This is a genomic window from Noviherbaspirillum aridicola (assembly GCF_019656455.1).
Lineage (GTDB): Bacteria > Pseudomonadota > Gammaproteobacteria > Burkholderiales > Burkholderiaceae_D > Noviherbaspirillum > Noviherbaspirillum aridicola.
In genome coordinates, this window is the sequence record NZ_BPMK01000011.1 from 84,034 (window position 1) to 101,266 (window position 17,233).

Annotated in this window: 16 protein-coding genes and 1 tRNA gene; 14 read left to right on the forward strand and 3 right to left on the reverse strand. The window is 65.0% G+C overall.

What is annotated here, in order from left to right; translation table 11 throughout:
- Window positions 1-2 precede the first annotated feature (2 nt).
- Genes rlmB through NCCP691_RS13405 form a run of 3 tightly spaced genes read left to right on the forward strand, consistent with a single transcriptional unit; the run spans window position 3 to window position 2,224 of the window.
- Window positions 3-743, forward strand: coding sequence for a 23S rRNA (guanosine(2251)-2'-O)-methyltransferase RlmB (gene rlmB / locus NCCP691_RS13395; RefSeq protein WP_220809045.1), 741 nt, complete (start codon window positions 3-5; stop codon window positions 741-743).
- 33 nt (window positions 744-776) lie between these two features.
- Window positions 777-1,529, forward strand: a complete 753-nt coding sequence (gene cysE / locus NCCP691_RS13400; protein ID WP_220809046.1) for a serine O-acetyltransferase — start codon at window positions 777-779, stop codon at window positions 1,527-1,529.
- Between the two features lie 8 nt (window positions 1,530-1,537).
- Window positions 1,538-2,224: a YceH family protein gene (locus NCCP691_RS13405; protein WP_220809047.1), complete on the forward strand. Its 687-nt coding sequence runs from the start codon at window positions 1,538-1,540 to the stop codon at window positions 2,222-2,224.
- A gap of 117 nt (window positions 2,225-2,341) precedes the next feature.
- Here the strand turns inward: NCCP691_RS13405 and NCCP691_RS13410 are convergent, their stop codons facing one another.
- The 3 genes from NCCP691_RS13410 to NCCP691_RS13420 are packed head-to-tail and all read right to left on the reverse strand — an operon-like array spanning window position 2,342 to window position 4,255.
- Window positions 2,342-3,130 carry a UDP-2,3-diacylglucosamine diphosphatase gene (locus NCCP691_RS13410; protein WP_220809048.1) on the reverse strand — a complete coding sequence of 263 codons (789 nt, stop codon included), beginning with the start codon at window positions 3,128-3,130 and terminating at the stop codon, window positions 2,342-2,344.
- A 4-nt stretch (window positions 3,131-3,134) separates the two neighbouring features.
- The gene (locus tag NCCP691_RS13415; protein WP_220809049.1) at window positions 3,135-3,623 is read right to left on the reverse strand and encodes a peptidylprolyl isomerase; all 489 of its coding nucleotides are present in this window, start codon (window positions 3,621-3,623) and stop codon (window positions 3,135-3,137) included.
- A 20-nt stretch (window positions 3,624-3,643) separates the two neighbouring features.
- Window positions 3,644-4,255, reverse strand: a complete 612-nt coding sequence (locus tag NCCP691_RS13420) for a peptidylprolyl isomerase (protein WP_373870357.1) — start codon at window positions 4,253-4,255, stop codon at window positions 3,644-3,646.
- A 240-nt stretch (window positions 4,256-4,495) separates the two neighbouring features.
- On the opposite strand from NCCP691_RS13420, the gene cysS reads away from it, so the two are divergent.
- From cysS to NCCP691_RS13475, 11 genes are all read left to right on the forward strand, one after another.
- The gene (gene cysS, locus NCCP691_RS13425; RefSeq protein WP_220809050.1) at window positions 4,496-5,890 is read left to right on the forward strand and encodes a cysteine--tRNA ligase; all 1,395 of its coding nucleotides are present in this window, start codon (window positions 4,496-4,498) and stop codon (window positions 5,888-5,890) included.
- On the forward strand, window positions 5,796-6,545 hold the full coding sequence (locus NCCP691_RS13430; RefSeq protein WP_238482427.1) for a DNA-3-methyladenine glycosylase family protein: 750 nt from the start codon (window positions 5,796-5,798) through the stop codon (window positions 6,543-6,545). The genes cysS and NCCP691_RS13430 overlap by 95 nt, the downstream gene beginning before the upstream one ends.
- Before the next feature lie 38 nt (window positions 6,546-6,583).
- Window positions 6,584-7,558, forward strand: coding sequence for an acetyl-CoA carboxylase carboxyltransferase subunit alpha (locus NCCP691_RS13435; protein WP_220809051.1), 975 nt, complete (start codon window positions 6,584-6,586; stop codon window positions 7,556-7,558).
- Window positions 7,559-7,568: 10 nt separating this feature from the next.
- Window positions 7,569-8,942: a tRNA lysidine(34) synthetase TilS gene (gene tilS / locus NCCP691_RS13440; protein WP_238482434.1), complete on the forward strand. Its 1,374-nt coding sequence runs from the start codon at window positions 7,569-7,571 to the stop codon at window positions 8,940-8,942.
- Between the two features lie 156 nt (window positions 8,943-9,098).
- On the forward strand, window positions 9,099-10,349 hold the full coding sequence (locus NCCP691_RS13445; RefSeq protein ID WP_220809053.1) for an aspartate kinase: 1,251 nt from the start codon (window positions 9,099-9,101) through the stop codon (window positions 10,347-10,349).
- 93 nt (window positions 10,350-10,442) lie between these two features.
- Window positions 10,443-10,536, forward strand: a tRNA-Ser gene (locus NCCP691_RS13450).
- A 330-nt stretch (window positions 10,537-10,866) separates the two neighbouring features.
- Window positions 10,867-12,948, forward strand: coding sequence for a DEAD/DEAH box helicase (locus NCCP691_RS13455; RefSeq protein WP_220809054.1), 2,082 nt, complete (start codon window positions 10,867-10,869; stop codon window positions 12,946-12,948).
- Window positions 12,949-13,191: 243 nt separating this feature from the next.
- On the forward strand, window positions 13,192-14,925 hold the full coding sequence (locus NCCP691_RS13460; RefSeq protein ID WP_220809055.1) for a methyl-accepting chemotaxis protein: 1,734 nt from the start codon (window positions 13,192-13,194) through the stop codon (window positions 14,923-14,925).
- Window positions 14,926-15,444: 519 nt separating this feature from the next.
- Window positions 15,445-15,762 (forward strand): flagellar transcriptional regulator FlhD, encoded by a 318-nt coding sequence (gene flhD / locus NCCP691_RS13465; protein WP_220809056.1) that lies wholly within the window; start codon window positions 15,445-15,447, stop codon window positions 15,760-15,762.
- A 26-nt stretch (window positions 15,763-15,788) separates the two neighbouring features.
- Window positions 15,789-16,361 carry a flagellar transcriptional regulator FlhC gene (flhC, locus tag NCCP691_RS13470; protein ID WP_220809057.1) on the forward strand — a complete coding sequence of 191 codons (573 nt, stop codon included), beginning with the start codon at window positions 15,789-15,791 and terminating at the stop codon, window positions 16,359-16,361.
- Between the two features lie 46 nt (window positions 16,362-16,407).
- On the forward strand, window positions 16,408-17,202 hold the full coding sequence (locus NCCP691_RS13475; protein ID WP_220809058.1) for an SAM-dependent methyltransferase: 795 nt from the start codon (window positions 16,408-16,410) through the stop codon (window positions 17,200-17,202).
- Window positions 17,203-17,233 lie beyond the last annotated feature (31 nt).

Here is a 17,233-nt window from a genome sequence, read left to right on the forward strand (position 1 = left end):
CAATGAAAAGCAAACTTATTTTCGGCTTCCACGCCGTGACCGCACGCCTCCGTCATGAGGCGTCGTCGGTGGAAGAAATCTACATCGATGCCGCGCGCCATGACCGCCGCATGCAGGATCTGATCCGTGCGGCCGAGGATGCGAAGGTGCGCATCATCCATGCCGAGGGCGGGAGGCTCGACGGCATGGCGGGCACGCGACGCCACCAGGGCGTGGTGGCCAAGGCCGGCGAGCTGTCGCTGGCGCGGAACCTGGATGAACTGCTCGACGCGATTTCGGGGCCGCCGCTGCTGTTGATCCTCGACGGCATCACCGATCCGCACAATCTCGGCGCCTGCCTGCGCGTCGCGGACGGCGCCGGCGCGCATGCGGTGATCGCACCCAAGGACAGGGCGGTCGGGCTGAATGCGACCGCGGCCAAGGTCGCCAGCGGCGCGGCCGAGACGGTTCCCTACATCACCGTCACCAATCTCGCCCGCACCATGCGCGAACTGAAGGAGCGAGACATCTGGCTGATCGGCACCGACGACCAGGCGCCCCGGGGCCTGTATGAAGCCGACTTCTCCGGCCCCTGCGCGCTGGTGATGGGCTCCGAAGGCGAGGGCATGCGCCGCCTGACGCGCGAGACCTGCGACCTCCTGGTCAACATACCGATGCTCGGCAGCGTCGAAAGCCTGAACGTGTCGGTGGCCTCCGGCGTCTGCCTGTACGAGGCGCGGCGCCAGCGATTTGCCAGGGCCTGAGGCGCGTCGCTGTTCATTCCGTTTCACTCCCTCATGTTCAATCGTCTTCGCGAAGACATCGCCAGCATCATCGAGCGCGACCCAGCGGCCCGTAACGCATGGGAAGTGCTGACCTGCTATCCGGGCCTGCATGCGATCGTCATGCATCGCTGGGCCAACTGGTGCTGGCGGCACGGGCTCAAGTGGTCCGGACGTTTCATTTCTCACGTCGCCCGCGGCCTGACCGGCATCGAGATCCATCCCGGCGCGACCATCGGCCGGCGCGTCTTCATCGACCACGGTATCGGCGTGGTGATCGGTGAAACCGCCGAAGTGGGAGACGACTGCACCATCTACCAGGGCGTCACCCTCGGCGGCACGTCGCTCAGCAAGGGCGCCAAACGTCACCCGACGCTCGCGCGCGGCGCCATCATCGGCGCCGGTGCCAAGGTGCTCGGCGCATTCACCGTGGGCGAGGGGGCCAAGGTCGGCTCCAATGCGGTGGTGGTCAAGGAAGTGCCGCCGGGTGCGACGGCGGTCGGAAACCCGGCGCATATCGTGCAGAAGGACGCCGGCCGGCAGCGGGAGGAAGCGACCGCGCGGGTGTTCGCCGCCTACGGCATCAGCCCCGGCAGCGGTGAGGACCCGCTGGCGACCGCGCTGCATCAGCTGATCGATCACGCTGCGGCGCAGGACAGGCAGATACAGGCGCTGATGGCGGCCCTGGGACGGGCGGGGGTGAGCTGCGAATCGGTGCCGCCGGCGGGCGGCATCGATCCCGAACGCTTGAACAAACTGGTTGACTAGAGGCGAAGATGGAAGCGGATACGATGGCGAATCCCGGGCAGGACCTGCTCGACGATTTCGAGGTGCGGGTGCTGGCGGTGCTGGCCGAGAAGGAGGCGATCACGCCGGACAATTATCCGATGTCGCTCAATGCGCTCACCGCCGGCTGCAATCAGCTGTCGAGCCGCGATCCTGTGATGTCCATCAGCGAGGATACCGTGCTCGACGTGCTGCAGCGCCTGACGAACCGGCGCCTCGTGTCGGAGGTGCGGCAGGCCGGCGCGCGCGTGGCGAAATACGAGCACCGGATGCGCATGAAATGGTCGCTGGAGCAGGACAAGCTCGCCGCCCTGGTGCTGCTGATGCTGCGCGGTCCGCAGACTGCCGGCGAACTCCGGACCCGCAGCGGCAGACTGCATGAATTCGGCTCGGTACAGGACGTCGAGGCGGCGCTACAGTTTTTGATCGACAAGTATCCGCCGCTGGTGGCGAGGCTGCCGCGCGCGCCGGGCACGAAGGAAGCGCGTTACGCACACCTGCTGTGCGGCGAAGAGCGGCTCGATCAGCAAGGGACCGCCGCCAGCTTCTCAGGCAGCGTGGAAGCACCGGCGCGCGGCGACCGCATCGGACAGCTCGAGGAAGAGGTGGCGCGCCTGAAGGCGGAAGTGGAGAGCCTGCAGCAGCAGTTTGCGGAATTCCGGCGGCAGTTCGAATAAGCGCCTTCTGCCGACGCAAGGAGTCGGAAGCGTCCGCGCGCCACGATTCTTTTGCGAGGCCCCGATGGCGTCGCGGGCACGAATGCCCCGCTCGGCATCCATTCAGTCAGGCCTGTTTCACGACACCGCGTCGACAGCGACAGGCACGAGTTCGCCGTCCGCAGTCAGCGCCAGCCAGCCGCCGCGCCGCGGCTCCCTGTCGCAATCCCAGTCGGGCAGGACGTGGCGCACGCCGCCCTGATGCGGGTGGCAGCCGGGGCGATGGGTATGCCCGTGCACCATCAGCTCGGCGCCCGACGCGCGAAACAGCGCGTCGATCGCTTCGGGATTGACATCCATGATCTCGTACGACTTTGCGCGCTGCGCCTCGCGGCTGCCGCTGCGCATTCCCTCGATGATGGCCTTGCGTTCGGCGAGCGGCCTGCCGAGGAAGGCCGCCTGCCAGGCCGGGTCGCGCACCTGTGCGCGGAAAGCCATGTAGCCGGTATCGTCCGTGCACTGTGCATCGCCGTGCACCAGCACCAGGCTGCGGCCGGCGAGCTGCACGACATGCGGTTCCTGCAGCAGCGTCAGGCCCGCCGCGCCGGCAAAGCCCGTGCCGACCAGGAAGTCGCGGTTGCCGGGGAGCCAGAACAATTCGACACCGGCCGCGCCGACCGCTTTCAACGCCGCGATGATGCCGGCGTTGTACGGATCATCGCGATCATCATCGCCGGCCCAGTACTCGAACATGTCGCCGAGCAGGTAGAGGCGCCGGGTCCGGCGCGCGGGACCCCGCAGGAAGTCGAGGAAGGCGGCGGTGGTGCGGGGCAGGCCGGGCTGCAGGTGGACGTCGGAAACAAAAAGCGCAACCGTCTCCGGTTGCGCCTTGCCGTTCCGTGCGACGGATGAGGCTGTCACAGACATGGGGTCAGACGATTTCCGCCTTCTCGATCACCACGTTCTCTTCCGGTACGTCGGCGAACATGCCGGCGCGGGTCGTCTTGACGGACTTGATCTTGTCGACCACGTCGGTGCCTTCCGTGACCTTGCCGAACACGCAGTAGCCCCAGCCGTCCTGGCCCGGGTAGTCGAGGAAGCTGTTGTTCTTGACGTTGATGAAGAACTGCGCGGACGCGGAGTGCGGCGCGGAGGTACGCGCCATGGCGATGGAATAGGCTTCGTTCTTGAGACCGTTCTTGGCCTCGTTTTCGATCGGGTCCCTGGTGGGCTTCTGTTTCATGCCGGGCTCGAAGCCGCCGCCCTGGATCATGAAGCCATCGATCACCCGATGGAAGATGGTGCCGTCATAGTGCCCGGAGCGGACATATTCGAGGAAATTCTCGACGGTCTTCGGCGCTTTCTCCGCGTCGAGTTCAATACGGATCTTGCCGTGATTCGTGGTGAGGATGACTGCCATGCTGTTTCCTTTTCAGTGAGTTACTTGACGACCGTGGCCGACTCTATGACCACCGGCTGCAGCGGGACGTTCTGGTGCATGCCCTTGTTGCCGGTTTTGACCGACCTGATCTTGTCGACCACGTCGGCTCCCTTGATGACCTTGCCGAATACGGCATAGCCCCAGCCGTCCTGGCCGGGATAATTCAGAAACTGGTTGTCGCCGACGTTGATGAAGAACTGTGCGGTGGCTGAGTGCGGATTGGATGTCCGGGCCATGGCGACGGTGAGCGGTTCGTTCTTCAGACCGTTCTTGGCTTCGTTCTCGATCGGCGCCGAGGTCGGCTTCTGCGCCATGTCCTTGTCGAAGCCGCCGCCCTGGATCATGAAGCCGTCCATCACGCGGTGGAAGATGGTGCCGTTGTAGTGGCCGTTCTTGACGTACTGCAGGAAATTGGCGACGGACTTGGGCGCCTTTTCCGGATACAGTTCCATGACGATCTCGCCCATGTTCGTCTTCATCGAGACGCGGGGATTGTCGGCCGCGAGCGCCGCGGGAAGGGCGCCGGCGATGCCGGCCGCGACGGCCAGCTGCATCGAGAAGTTCATGAAGCGACGACGCGAGAGGAAAGACGTGAGGCGGGTTGCTGGCATTGCTGCTTCCTTTGCTCTTTACAGGAGGATAGTGTTTGTGTATCTTCCGTGTCCCTTTTGCCGGCTGCCGGGGCAGGGAAGTAACGGTGCTATACTGCCGCGAAACTGTGCATTTTATCAAAAGAGAAGCATCCCCAAAGGGTTTCGGCGACCGGGCTTTGCGGAATGCGGCCCTGCGCAAGAATGCGCGGTTGACAATACAGCGGCGCGTCGCATCTCCTGCCGAAACGACTACAACACATGACTGCCATCAAGATCTACAACACGCTCGCTCGTGACAAGCAGGCTTTTGTGCCCATGCAGCCCGGCAAAGTCCGCATGTATGTGTGCGGGATGACAGTTTATGACTACTGCCACCTCGGCCACGCGCGCGTGATGGTCGTGTTCGACATGGTGCAGCGCTGGCTGCGCGCTTCGGGTTACGAGGTCACCTACGTCCGCAACATCACCGACATCGACGACAAGATCATCAAGCGCGCGGTGGAGAACGGCGAATCCATCTCCAGCCTCACCGGACGCTTCATCGCCGCGATGGACGAGGACGCGGCGGCCCTCGGCGTGCAGAAGCCCGATCACGAGCCGCGCGCGACGCAGTATGTGCCGCAGATGCTGGACATCATCGACAAGCTTGAGAGCCGCGGCCTGGCCTACAAGGCGGCGGACGGCGACGTCAATTATTCGGTGCGCGATTTCCCTTCCTACGGCAGGCTCTCCGGCAAGTCGCTCGACGACCTGCGCGCGGGCGAGCGCGTCGAGCGCAACAGCGACAAGCGCGACCCGCTCGACTTCGTGCTCTGGAAGTCGGCCAAGGCAAGCGAGCCGGATGAAGTGAAGTGGGATTCGAAGTGGGGCAAGGGACGTCCGGGCTGGCATATCGAATGCTCGGCCATGAGCTGCGAACTGCTGGGCGAGCAGTTCGACATTCACGGCGGCGGCGAAGACCTGCAGTTCCCCCACCATGAGAACGAGATCGCCCAGTCCGAAGGCGCGCATGGCCATGCCTTCGTCAACTACTGGATGCACAACGGCTTCATCCGGGTCGACAACGAAAAGATGTCGAAGTCGCTCGGCAATTTCTTCACCATCCGCGACGTGCTGAAGAAGTACGACGCCGAGGTGGTGCGCTTCTTCATCCTGCGCGCCCATTACCGCAGTCCGCTCAACTACTCCGACGCCCACCTCGACGATGCGCGCCATGCGCTGTCGCGACTCTACACGGCGCTCAAGGAAGTGCCGGCCGACGACGCTCCGCTCGAGCGCGAGGAAGAACATGCGCTGCGCTTCGCCGCCGCGATGAACGACGACTTCAACACGCCGGTGGCCATCGCCGTGCTGTTCGACCTCGCCAACGAGGTCAACCGCGGCAAGTCGCCGGCGCTGGCCCGTCAGCTCAAAGGCCTGGCCGGCATGCTCGGGCTGCTGCAGCGCAGCGCCCAGGACTTCCTGCAGTCCGCACCCGCCGGCGCCGAAGGCGGCCTCGACGAGGCGGCGATCGGAGAGCGCATCGACGCGCGTGCCGCCGCCAAGAAGGCGAAGAACTTTGCCGAAGCCGACCGCATCCGCGCCGAGCTTCTCGCTGCCGGCGTCGTCCTGGAGGACAAGCCGGGCGGCATCACCGAGTGGCGCAGGGCCTGACGGCATGGCGGCGATTCCCATGGCAAGCGTCGTGCCCGGCGTGCCCGACTACTGGCAGGATGCGAAGGATGAGCTGATGCGGCGCGACCGCATCATGCGCAAGCTGATTCCCCAGTTCGGCGATCTCCACCTGAAGGGGCGGGGCGAAGCCTTCGTCACCCTCGCGCGCTCCATCGTCGGCCAGCAGATATCGGTGAAGGCGGCCGACGCGGTCTGGCAGCGCTTTCTCGAGGCTTGTCCGAAATGCACCCCCGCGCAAGTCATCAAGGCCGGGCCCGAAAGGCTGGCCGAATGCGGCTTGTCGAAACGGAAAGCGGAATACGTGCTCGACCTGGCCGAGCATTTCAAGGCCAAGCGGGTGCACGCCGAGAAATGGGCGGAGATGGGCGACGAAGAAGTCATCTCGGAACTGATCCAGATACGCGGTATCGGACGCTGGACAGCAGAGATGTTTTTGATATTTAATCTGCTCCGTCCGAATGTGTTGCCTCTCGACGATCTTGGTCTGTTGAAAGGCATCAGCGTCAATTATTTTTCCGGCGAGCCAGTATCCCGCAGCGATGCGCGAGAGGTTGCGGCCAATTGGGAGCCGTGGCGCACCGTCGCGACCTGGTATCTATGGCGCAGCCTCGACGCTGCCCCGGTCGTGTACTGAGTCCCGGCACGCAACGCTCTGCTGAACAAGGAGTCACGATGAGCAAGACCACTTTCCTCGGTTTCGAACAGCCGATCGCCGAACTCGAGGGAAAAATCGAAGAACTGCGCTTTGTACAGGACGACTCTGCCGTCGACATCTCCGAAGAGATCGAGCGCCTGTCCAAGAAAAGCCAGCAGCTGACCAAGGATATCTACTCCAAGCTGACGCCGTGGCAGGTCTCGCAGATCGCGCGTCATCCGCAGCGCCCCTACACGATGGATTACGTGAACGAGATATTCACGGACTTCCATGAGCTGCATGGCGACCGCACTTACGCCGACGACCTTTCGATCGTCGGCGGCCTGGCCCGCTTCAACGGACAGGCCTGCATGGTGATCGGCCATCAGAAGGGGCGCGACACCAAGGAGCGCGCGCTGCGCAATTTCGGCATGCCCAAGCCCGAGGGCTATCGCAAGGCCATGCGCCTGATGAAGCTGGCGGAGAAATTCGGCCTGCCGATCTTCACCTTCGTCGATACCCCCGGCGCCTTCCCCGGCATCGATGCCGAAGAGCGCGGCCAGTCCGAAGCGATCGGACACAATCTCTACGTGATGGCGGAGCTGAAGGTGCCGCTCATCGCCACCATCATCGGCGAGGGCGGCTCCGGCGGCGCGCTGGCGATCGCCGTCGGCGACGTGGTGCTGATGCTGCAGTACGCCACCTATTCGGTGATCTCGCCGGAGGGCTGCGCCTCCATCCTCTGGAAGACCTCGGAAAAGGCGGCGGACGCCGCCGACGCGCTCGGCCTCACCGCGCACCGGCTCAAGGCGCTCAACCTGATTGACAAGATCGTCAATGAACCGCTGGGCGGCGCTCACCGCGATCCCAAGCAGATGGCGGCGCTGCTCAAGCGCGCGCTGGCGGATTCGCTGCGCCAGGTGCAGGGCATGAAGCCGCGCGAACTGGTCGCGGCCCGCCACGAAAAGCTCATGAGCTACGGCAAGTTCAAGGAAATCAATCCCTCGGAATAAAGTGGCCGACATGCAGCAGGCCTCGCTGCGCGAGGCTTTTGAACGCGCGCTCGGAGCGATCCTGGCGCGCGTTTGCGTTTCCGGCGACCCGCCGGTTCTTGCGGTGGCATGCAGCGGCGGGCTCGACTCCATGGTTCTGCTCGATCTCGCGCGCCGCCACGCCGGCGAAGCAGGGTTGCGCATGCTCGCGCTCCACGTGCATCACGGTCTCAGTCCGAACGCCGACCTCTGGCAGCAGCACGTCGAACGGGAATGCGCCCGGCATGGCGTCCCCGTGCACGCCGCGCAGGTCACCGTGCCCAGGGAAGGCGACGGCATCGAGCAGGGTGCACGCCTGCAGCGTTACCGTGCGCTCGGCGAGCTTTGCCGCGAGCACGGCGCGCGCCTGCTGCTGACCGCGCACCATCTTGACGACCAGGCGGAGACGGTCCTGCTGCAACTGCTGCGCGGCGCCGGCGTCGCGGGCATGGGGGCGATGGAAGCGGTGAGCAGCGCCCCCGGACTGCTCGGCGACGCCGGCATCGCGCTCGCGCGCCCGCTGCTGGGCGTCACCCGCGCTGCGCTCGAAGCCTATGCCCGGGAGTGCGGGCTGGCATGGATCGATGATGAATCGAACCGCGACCCGCGCTTCGCGCGCAACGCATTGCGGCACGCCGTCATGCCGGCGCTGGCCGCGCATTTTCCCGGCTATCAGGCGCGGCTGGCGCGCGCGGCCGACCATGCACGCGCCGCGCAGCGCCTGCTCGACGAGATCGCGGCCGAAGACCTGGCGCGCTGTCTCGAGGGCGAGAGCCTGCGCCTAGATCGTCTTGACGAACTCGGGCCGGAACGTGCGTCCAACGTCGTCCGGCACTGGTTTGCCAGGCGCGGCATGCGCATGCCGAGCACTGCCTGGCTGGAGCAGATGCTGACCCAGGTGGGTGCGGCGCGGGAGGATGCACGGGTGCGCGTCGAACATCCCGACGGCGAGATACACCGTCACCGGGGCCGGCTGTTCCTCGTGCCGTGCATCGAAGACGCGATGCTCGACGCGGCACCGGTTCCGTTCCGGTGGCAGGGTGAGGAGGTGCTGCATTTCCCGTCTTATCGCGGCAGCCTGCGCTTCGCGGTGGAGGGTGAGGCCGGGCGGCGCTGGCTGGCGTCGCAGCCGCTTGAACTGCGGCGCCGGCAAGGCGGCGAAACGCTGAAGCTTGCCGCCAACCGTCCCGCGCGCAGCCTCAAGCAGCATTTCCAGGCGCTCGACGTGCCCGCGTGGGAGCGCCGGATTCTTCCGCTGGTGACGGCGGACGGAAAGCTGCTCTTTGCCGCGGGCATCGGCATGAACCGGGCCGTGACGCCGGAAGAGGCCGGCATTTCGCTGAAATGGGAGCCCGACCGCCGCTGACGGCGCACGAGGGCGACCGTATTTTGTGCGGTTTTGCAGGGGGAAGCCTGAATTATCGCGCCTACCGTCTTGCTTTCCTGTCTTGTGGCAGGTAAAGTAAAGGGTTGATTTTTATCACAATTTCTCCTTTCTCCTGAAGCTTCCTCATCCTCCGTTATGGCTTTAATCGTTCACAAGTACGGCGGCACTTCGATGGGCTCGACCGAGCGCATCAAGAACGTCGCTAGGCGCGTCGCCAAGTGGCACGACGCCGGACACCAGATCGTTGTCGTGCCGTCGGCCATGTCCGGCGAAACCAACCGGCTGATTGCGCTGGCCAAGGAAATCATGCCGCAGCCCGATCCCCGCGAGCTCGACATGCTGGCATCCACCGGCGAGCAGGTCTCGGTGGCGCTGCTGTCCATGGCGCTGCAGACCATCGGCAAGCAGGCGGTGTCCTACGCCGGCTGGCAGGTGCCGATCAAGACCGACTCGGCCTATACCAAGGCCCGCATCCAGTCGATCGACGACGCGCGCGTGCGCAAGGACCTCGCCGCCGGCCGCATCGTGATCATCACCGGTTTCCAGGGCGTGGATGAGGAAGGCAACATCACCACCCTCGGCCGCGGCGGCTCCGATACCTCGGCGGTGGCGGTGGCGGCGGCGCTGAAGGCGCAGGAATGCCTGATCTACACCGACGTCGACGGCGTCTACACCACCGACCCGCGCGTCGTATCCGAAGCGCGCCGGCTGCGCACCGTGACCTTCGAAGAGATGCTGGAACTGGCGTCGCTGGGTTCGAAGGTCCTGCAGATCCGCTCGGTCGAATTCGCCGGGAACTACAAGGTGCCGACGCGCGTGCTGTCGTCGCTCACCGATCCGCTGATGCCGCTGGAAGAGGAAGCGACTTCCGGCACCCTGATTTCGTTTGAGGAAGACACACACATGGAACAAGCCGTCATTTCCGGTATCGCGTTCAATCGCGACGAGGCCAAGATCACCGTGCTCGGCGTGCCCGACAAGCCCGGCATCGCCTATCAGATCCTGGGACCGATCGCCGACGCCAACATCGAAGTCGACATGATCATCCAGAACCAGTCGGTCGAAGGCAAGACGGACTTCACCTTCACCGTCGCACGCGGCGAGTATGCGAAGGCGATGGACGTCCTCAACAAGAGCGTGAAGGAGCACATCGGGGCGGGCAGCATCGTCGGCGACACCAAGGTATCGAAAGTGTCCGTGGTCGGCGTCGGCATGCGCAGCCACGTGGGCATCGCCTCGCAGATGTTCCGCACGCTGTCCGAGGAGGGCATCAACATCCAGATGATCTCCACCTCGGAGATCAAGATCTCGGTGCTGATCGACGAAAAGTACATGGAGCTCGCCGTGCGCGCGCTGCACAAGGCTTTCGACCTCGAGAAGGCTTGAGTAAGCGCATTCGAAAGCAATGTTTCATTGACCAATTGCGCATGAGTCGCTATCATGCGTGACTTCACTGCGGTGGCGTAAGCTGCCGGGTGTGGAGACGTGGCCGAGAGGTCGAAGGCACTTCCCTGCTAAGGAAGCATACGGGCTTAAACCTGTATCGAGGGTTCGAATCCCTCCGTCTCCGCCAGTACAGACAAGTCCCTCACGGACTTGGGTGGATGAAGAAGGCGCCTCAGCCGAAATCTTCTTCCACTGCAAAGAGCCTCCCCTGCGGAGGCTTTTTTGTTTCCCGCGTCCTCCAGGTTCTGCCCGGTGTGCTTCCCCGGCGGCGGATACAGTCTCCGCACGAGTCGTGCACGCATCTCCGGGCGTGCAAATACGTCCCTTTGCGTGCGCATGTTTTACCCCGCTCATGCGCGCCGAAGCTGCTTGCCTTCGCTGACGCCCCTAACCGGCGACGGAAGCCGCCTGCAGTCTTCCCTCGCGCAAGCTGGTAGGAATTATGCTTGGTATCGGCATGCCCGACGAAACCCATTCTTCTCTGTCCTTTGCCGAACTCGACCTGGGAGAGCCGCTGCTGCGCGCTCTGCGGGACCTGGGGTATGAAGTGCCGTCCCCGATCCAGGCGTCGGCCATTCCCATTCTGCTGAGCGGCCGCGACGTGCTGGGCCAGGCGCAGACCGGCACCGGCAAGACGGCGGCGTTCGCGCTGCCGGTACTTGCCCGCCTGGGCCTTGAGGACGGGGGATTGCAAGCCCTGGTGCTGACACCGACGAGGGAGCTTGCGATCCAGGTCGCCGAGGCATTCCAGAAGTATGCGGCGCATCTTCGCGGCTTCCGCGTGCTGCCCGTTTATGGAGGACAAGCTTACGGCCCGCAACTTGCCGCCCTGCGGCGCGGCGTGCATGTCGTCGTGGGCACGCCCGGGCGCCTGATCGATCACATTGAAAAGGCCACCCTCGACCTGTCGCGGATCAGGACCCTGGTGCTCGACGAGGCGGACGAGATGCTGCGCATGGGCTTCATCGACGATGTCGAGACGATCCTGCAGCGCACGCCGGCGATGCGGCAGAGCGCGCTCTTTTCAGCCACCATGCCGGCCCCGATCCGGCGCATCGCGCAGACCTATCTGCGCGAGCCGGCGGAAGTGACGATTGCCGCGAAGACCGCGACCGCCGTCAACATCCGGCAGCGCTACTGGCTGGTCAGCGGCATGCACAAGCTGGATGCGCTCACACGCATCCTGGAAGCCGAGCCGTTCGACGGGATGATCATTTTCGTGCGCACCAAGCTTGAAACGGAGGAGCTGGCCGGCAAGCTGCAGGCACGCGGCTTCGCCGCCGCCGCGATCAACGGCGACATGGCGCAGCAGCAGCGCGAACGCACCATCGGGCAGCTGCGGGAAGGGCGGATCGACATTCTCGTGGCGACCGACGTAGCCGCGCGCGGCCTGGACGTGGAGCGGATCAGCCATGTGGTGAACTACGACGTGCCGTACGATCCCGAGAGTTATACCCATCGCATCGGCCGCACCGGACGCGCCGGCCGCAGCGGCGAGGCCATCCTGTTCATCGCGCCCCGGGAGCGACACCTGCTCAAGACGATCGAGCGGGCGACGCGCCAGCGTATCACGGTGCTCGAACTGCCGACGGTGCAGGCCATCAATGACGCGCGTATCGCCCGCTTCAAGGACCAGATCTCCGAGGCGCTCGCCGAGAATGGACTCGATGTGTTCCGCTCCCTGGTGGAGGACTATGAGCGTGAACGGAACATTCCCGCGATCGAAATCGCGGCCGCGCTCGCCCGGATGGCGCGCGGCGGGACGCCCTTGCTGCTCGAGAAGAGCGGGCCTGCCCGGGCGGAAGAAGCGCGCGGCGGAGAGCAGCGACGCGTCCGCAACGCGGCGGACGACGATCCGGCGGAACCCGGGATGAAGCGCTATCGCATCGAAGTCGGCCATATGCATGGCGTCAGGCCCGGCAACATCGTCGGGGCGATCGCGAACGAGGCGAAGCTCGACGCCGGGCATATCGGGCGTATCGACATACGCGACGACCATGCGCTGGTCGAACTGGACGCCAGGCTTCCGGCCGCAGCGCTCGACAAGCTGGGTGAAGCGTGGGTCGCCGGGCGCCAGCTGCGCATCTCGGAAGTCCGCGGGCCTGGATCGGAAGCCGGGCATGGCAGGGAGGGGCACGAGCCGCCCGCCCGGCGAAGCGGTGCCGGGCACAAGGAAGACAGCAAGCGCGCAAAGCCATCGGACCCCCGTCCGGCGGTCGGCATGGAGACCTACCGCATCGAGGTCGGACGCATGCATGACGTCAGGCCGGCGAGCATCGTCGGCGCGATCGCGAATGAAGCGGGGCTGGAAGCGCGCTACATCGGCCGCATCGAAATCCTCGACGACCACAGCCTGCTCGATCTGCCGGAGGGCATGCCGAGGGAAATCATGCGGCAATTGCAATCGGTGGCGGTCGCCGGCCAGCCCCTGCGTATCAGCCGCGTCGGTCCCGCGCAGGCCAGGGCCGGGAAGGCGCCGAAGCCGACGGAGCCGGCCGCCCAGGCCCGCTCCCATCGCAAGGGAAAGCGCGGCGGCTAGCCCGGGGCCATCCGTCGCACTTCGCACGCCCTTTTGTCTGCACAACCGCCGTCATCGAAGACAGACGCCCGGACGCCTGCTGTAGGACGAGAGATGACGCGCCTGTCGGGGTCCCGCTGCCTGTTTCCAATCCATCCAGCAACCTATACTTCGGCTGACAGAAACCATGTCGTGCGCAGGTGTAATCGCCTGGTCCGGACCGGGCCGGCGCCGGCATGACTCACCGACAGAAAGGTCAAAGTAATGAAGTGGTCATTTCGCAAGAAGCTCTTCGCCCCGCTCGTCATTGCATGGATCAGCCTGTGGGCGATCACGCTGACCGACATGTACAGCAACAAGGTGCGCCGGCTGGAGGAGCGCCAGCTGTCGCTGCGTTACGCGACGCAGATCGGCCTGTCCGTGGTGCAGGAGTATGCGGCGCTCGCGGCGGCCGGGAAGATGAGCGTGGAGGAGGCGCAGAAGCAGGCGCTGGCACGCGTGAAGGCCATGCGGTTCGGCGAGGATGGCTATCTGACCGTGATCTCGTCGCGCGCCGCGGTGGTCATGCATCCGCTCAAGCCTGAGCTGGATGGCAAGGACATGGGGGACTACAAGGACCCGGCGGGGAATTACCTGTTCCGCGACATGGCGGCGATCGCAAAAGGGAAGGGCGAGGGATGGGTGGAGTATGTGTGGCCCAAGCCGGGTCACCCGGACCAGTCCAAGGTTTTCCCCAAGGGCTCGTACGTGCTGACCTACAAGCCCTGGGACTGGAGCTTCGTCACCGGCGTCTATCTCGATGATCTGACCGACGCGCTCATCAGCGACTTCTGGCGCGCCTTCCTGATGCTGACCATCGTCGGCATTTTCCTCAATGGCAGCATCCTGCTCGTCATCCGCAGCGTGGAGCGCTCCATCGGGGGTGATCCGGATGACGCGGCCGAGGTCGCCCGCCGTATCGCCGGCGGCGACCTGACCTCGCCGGTGGTGCTCAGGAAGAACGACGGCGGCAGCCTGCTGTCGGCGATGAAGACCATGCAGGACAGCCTGCTCGGCATTGTCAGCCAGGTGCGGTCGGGCACGGAATCGATCTCGACCGCCTCCGGCCAGATCGCCGCCGGCAATCTCGATCTGTCCTCGCGTACCGAGCAGCAGGCGGCCTCGCTCGAAGAGACGGCGTCGTCGATGGAGGAGCTGACCTCCACCGTGCGGCAGAACGCGGAGAACGCACGCCAGGCCAACCAAATGGCGATCGCGGCGTCGGAAGTGGCGGGCAAGGGCGGCGAAGTGGTGCACCAGGTGGTGGAGACGATGTCGGAGATCAATGCGTCGGCAGGCAAGATCGTGGACATCATCGGCGTCATCGACGGCATCGCTTTCCAGACCAATATCCTGGCACTGAATGCGGCGGTGGAGGCCGCGCGGGCCGGCGAGCAGGGCCGGGGCTTCGCGGTGGTGGCGGCGGAGGTGCGCACGCTGGCGCAGCGCTCGGCGTCGGCCGCGCGCGAGATCAAGGAACTGATCGGCAATTCGGTGCAGAAGGTGAACGACGGCAGCGCGCTGGTCGACCAGGCGGGCGCGACCATGCAGGACGTGGTGGCGAGCGTCAGGCGCGTGGCGGACCTGATCGGCGAGATCGCCGCGGCCAGCGACGAGCAGACCGCGGGCATCGAACAGGTGAATCAGGCGATCGCGCAGATGGATCAGGTGACCCAGCAGAACGCGGCGCTGGTGGAAGAGGCGGCCGCCGCCTCCGATTCGATGCAGAAGCAGGCAAAGGAGCTTGCCGAGTCCGTCAGCGTCTTCAAGCTGTCGACCGGCGGCGACGCCGCGCCCGCCCCGGTGCGCGCTCCCCGGCAGCCGACCGCGGCACGGCCGGCGCCGGCGGCCAGATCGTCGGTTCCGGCAAGGCGGCCGGCGGCCCCGCCCGCACCGGCGTCCGCGCCGGCGCGCGCCAGCCTGCCGGTGGCCGCGGGCGACGACTGGGACGAGTTCTGATCTCTCCAGGACCGGCCCCCGGAACATGGGGGCCTTTCCCTTCAGGATCCGCTTCGGCGGATTTTTTTTTCGGCGGCCCTAAATCGGGCTGCGGGTCTGCCGTTATTCATAAGGAAGGCAGTACGAGGCCGGCGAAAATTTTTTTCGCGGACACCCTAAATTTCCTGAAATTGCTGCCGATAAGCAACAGAGGCGACCGGAAGCGGCATTTTTTTATGCACGAATCTGGCTGCCGGGAAGTAAGTTTTTTTAACAATATGTTACCGGCAAGGGATGCCTGGCGAGGCCCGTCTGATCGCCGCAAACCCAGTATCCATGCCGCTTCCAGCGCTTCAGTCTGCAAGCGCTGAATAGCTCTGTTCGTCTTTTGTAGGACAAAAGACGACAGGGCTGCTCGCCGTTTGTCCGTCTCCAAATACGGGCAAAGGCCTATTCCCCTTCCCATAGTTACTCTGGAGAATCGCCTTTCACGGAATGCCGTTAGGCAATAAGCCGCGATCTCAACCGACGGGGGTGTACATGAAAACGAGCGACATGCTGGCTGAAATCCGGGATGCCAACCTGAGCTATCTGATGCTTGCACAGCAGATGATCCGGTCGGACAAGGCCACCGCGGTTTTCAGGCTGGGGATCAGCGGCGAAATCGCGGACCTGATCGAGGGCCTCAACAATTCCCAGCTTCTCAAGCTTGCCGGTACCAACATGATGCTCGCGCGCTTCCGTTTCGACGATGGCGCGATACTCGGCATGCTGACCAACTACAACAAGGATCGCGAACTCGCGCATACGCACGCGGCGATCCTGATGGCGGGCCAGCAGGTCGAGCAAGTGGCGTAAGGCGTTCGGACAGAGACGGGATCGACATGACAAAGAAAAGCGTAGTAACCGAAGCACAAGAGATTCAGCTCGCCATCGAGCTCATCAATCTCGGCGCCCGACTGCAGCTGCTCGAATCCGAAACCTCGCTCTCGCGCGAACGCCTGCTCAAGCTCTACAAGGAACTCAAGGGCGTGTCGCCGCCCAAGGGCATGCTGCCGTTTTCGACCGACTGGTTCATCACCTGGCAGCCGAACATCCATTCCTCGCTGTTCATCAACATCCACAAATACCTGGTCGAGCATGCCCAGATCAGCGGCATCGAAGCCGTGATGAAGGCCTACAAGCTCTACCTCGAACAGGTCGAACCGGAGCCGGGCGGCGAGCCCGTGCTGTCGCTGACCCGCGCCTGGACGCTGGTGCGCTTCTTCGAGAGCAAGATGCTGGAGACGGCCTGCTGCAGCAAGTGCGGCGGCGAGTTCGTCGTGCACCGTCTCGACCTCAACCACGATTACACCTGCGGCCTCTGCCACATGCCGTCGCGGGCGGGCAAGACACGCAAGGCGCGCGAAGACGCGGCTTCGGCTTCGGCTTCGGCCCCGGCTTCGACGCAAGCCTGATTGCCATCGCTTCATCCCACGCCTGCCGGGCCCGCAGTCTCCTCACATGAATAACGATCGGGCGCCGGCGCGCCGTCCGCCCTGGCGCATTCCCTCGGTGCAGGCGCTCGCGGTCCAGCTCGGCGCATTCGCGCTGGTGCTGGCGCTGTCGTTCGCAGCGGCCCGCATCGCCGGCGTCGAACTCAGCATCGCGCATGCCGTGCTGCTGCAGGCCGTAATCGCCGCGCTGTTGTCCCGCCTGGCCGGCATGGCCAGCTGGTGGACCTGGATTCATCTGCTGTTTCCGCCGGCCGCGGCCGCGATGCATGCGCTGCGCCTGCCGCCGGTACTGTTCCTGTCCGCTTTTGCCGCGCTGCTCGCGCTCTACTGGTCGAGCTTCCGCACCCAGGTGCCGTACTACCCGTCGCGGCGCGCCGCATGGGAGGCTGTCGTCGGCCTGCTGCCGGCGCCGCGGCCCGGCGAGCCTGTGTCGTTCATCGATATCGGCAGCGGCTTCGGCGGCATGGCGATGCATGTCGCGCGGGTACGCCCGGATGCCGAGGTCGAAGGCGTGGAGCTGGCGCCGCTGCCGTGGCTGGCCAGCGCGCTGCGGGCGCGCTGGCTCGGCAGCCGCGCGCGTTTTTCGCGCGGCGACTACGAGGCGCTGGACTTCGGGCGCTACGACCTGGTTTTCGCCTATCTGTCGCCGGCGGCCATGCCGGCGCTCTGGGCGAAGGCGCGGCGCGAGATGCGTCCCGGCTCGCTGCTGGTCAGCCATGAATTCCCGGTTCCGGGACAGCAGGCCTCGCAGGTTCTGCAGACGGGGCAGGGCCATCCTCCGCTTTTCGCCTGGCGCATGTAGCAAAACTCAAGTTTTCCATCCTTGCGGACGT

Coding starts and splice junctions, on each gene's coding strand:
- NCCP691_RS13415 (WP_220809049.1), bottom strand. CDS start 3,623: ATGGCAGTCATCCTCACCACGAATCACGGCAAGATCCGTATTGAACTC.
- NCCP691_RS13420 (WP_373870357.1), bottom strand. CDS start 4,255: ATGCCAGCAACCCGCCTCACGTCTTTCCTCTCGCGTCGTCGCTTCATG.
- flhD (WP_220809056.1), top strand. CDS start 15,445: ATGAAAACGAGCGACATGCTGGCTGAAATCCGGGATGCCAACCTGAGC.
- NCCP691_RS13475 (WP_220809058.1), top strand. CDS start 16,408: ATGAATAACGATCGGGCGCCGGCGCGCCGTCCGCCCTGGCGCATTCCC.
- NCCP691_RS13460 (WP_220809055.1), top strand. CDS start 13,192: ATGAAGTGGTCATTTCGCAAGAAGCTCTTCGCCCCGCTCGTCATTGCA.
- cysE (WP_220809046.1), top strand. CDS start 777: ATGTTCAATCGTCTTCGCGAAGACATCGCCAGCATCATCGAGCGCGAC.
- cysS (WP_220809050.1), top strand. CDS start 4,496: ATGACTGCCATCAAGATCTACAACACGCTCGCTCGTGACAAGCAGGCT.
- NCCP691_RS13410 (WP_220809048.1), bottom strand. CDS start 3,130: ATGTCTGTGACAGCCTCATCCGTCGCACGGAACGGCAAGGCGCAACCG.
- NCCP691_RS13435 (WP_220809051.1), top strand. CDS start 6,584: ATGAGCAAGACCACTTTCCTCGGTTTCGAACAGCCGATCGCCGAACTC.
- NCCP691_RS13405 (WP_220809047.1), top strand. CDS start 1,538: ATGGAAGCGGATACGATGGCGAATCCCGGGCAGGACCTGCTCGACGAT.
- tilS (WP_238482434.1), top strand. CDS start 7,569: ATGCAGCAGGCCTCGCTGCGCGAGGCTTTTGAACGCGCGCTCGGAGCG.
- rlmB (WP_220809045.1), top strand. CDS start 3: ATGAAAAGCAAACTTATTTTCGGCTTCCACGCCGTGACCGCACGCCTC.
- flhC (WP_220809057.1), top strand. CDS start 15,789: ATGACAAAGAAAAGCGTAGTAACCGAAGCACAAGAGATTCAGCTCGCC.
- NCCP691_RS13455 (WP_220809054.1), top strand. CDS start 10,867: ATGCCCGACGAAACCCATTCTTCTCTGTCCTTTGCCGAACTCGACCTG.
- NCCP691_RS13445 (WP_220809053.1), top strand. CDS start 9,099: ATGGCTTTAATCGTTCACAAGTACGGCGGCACTTCGATGGGCTCGACC.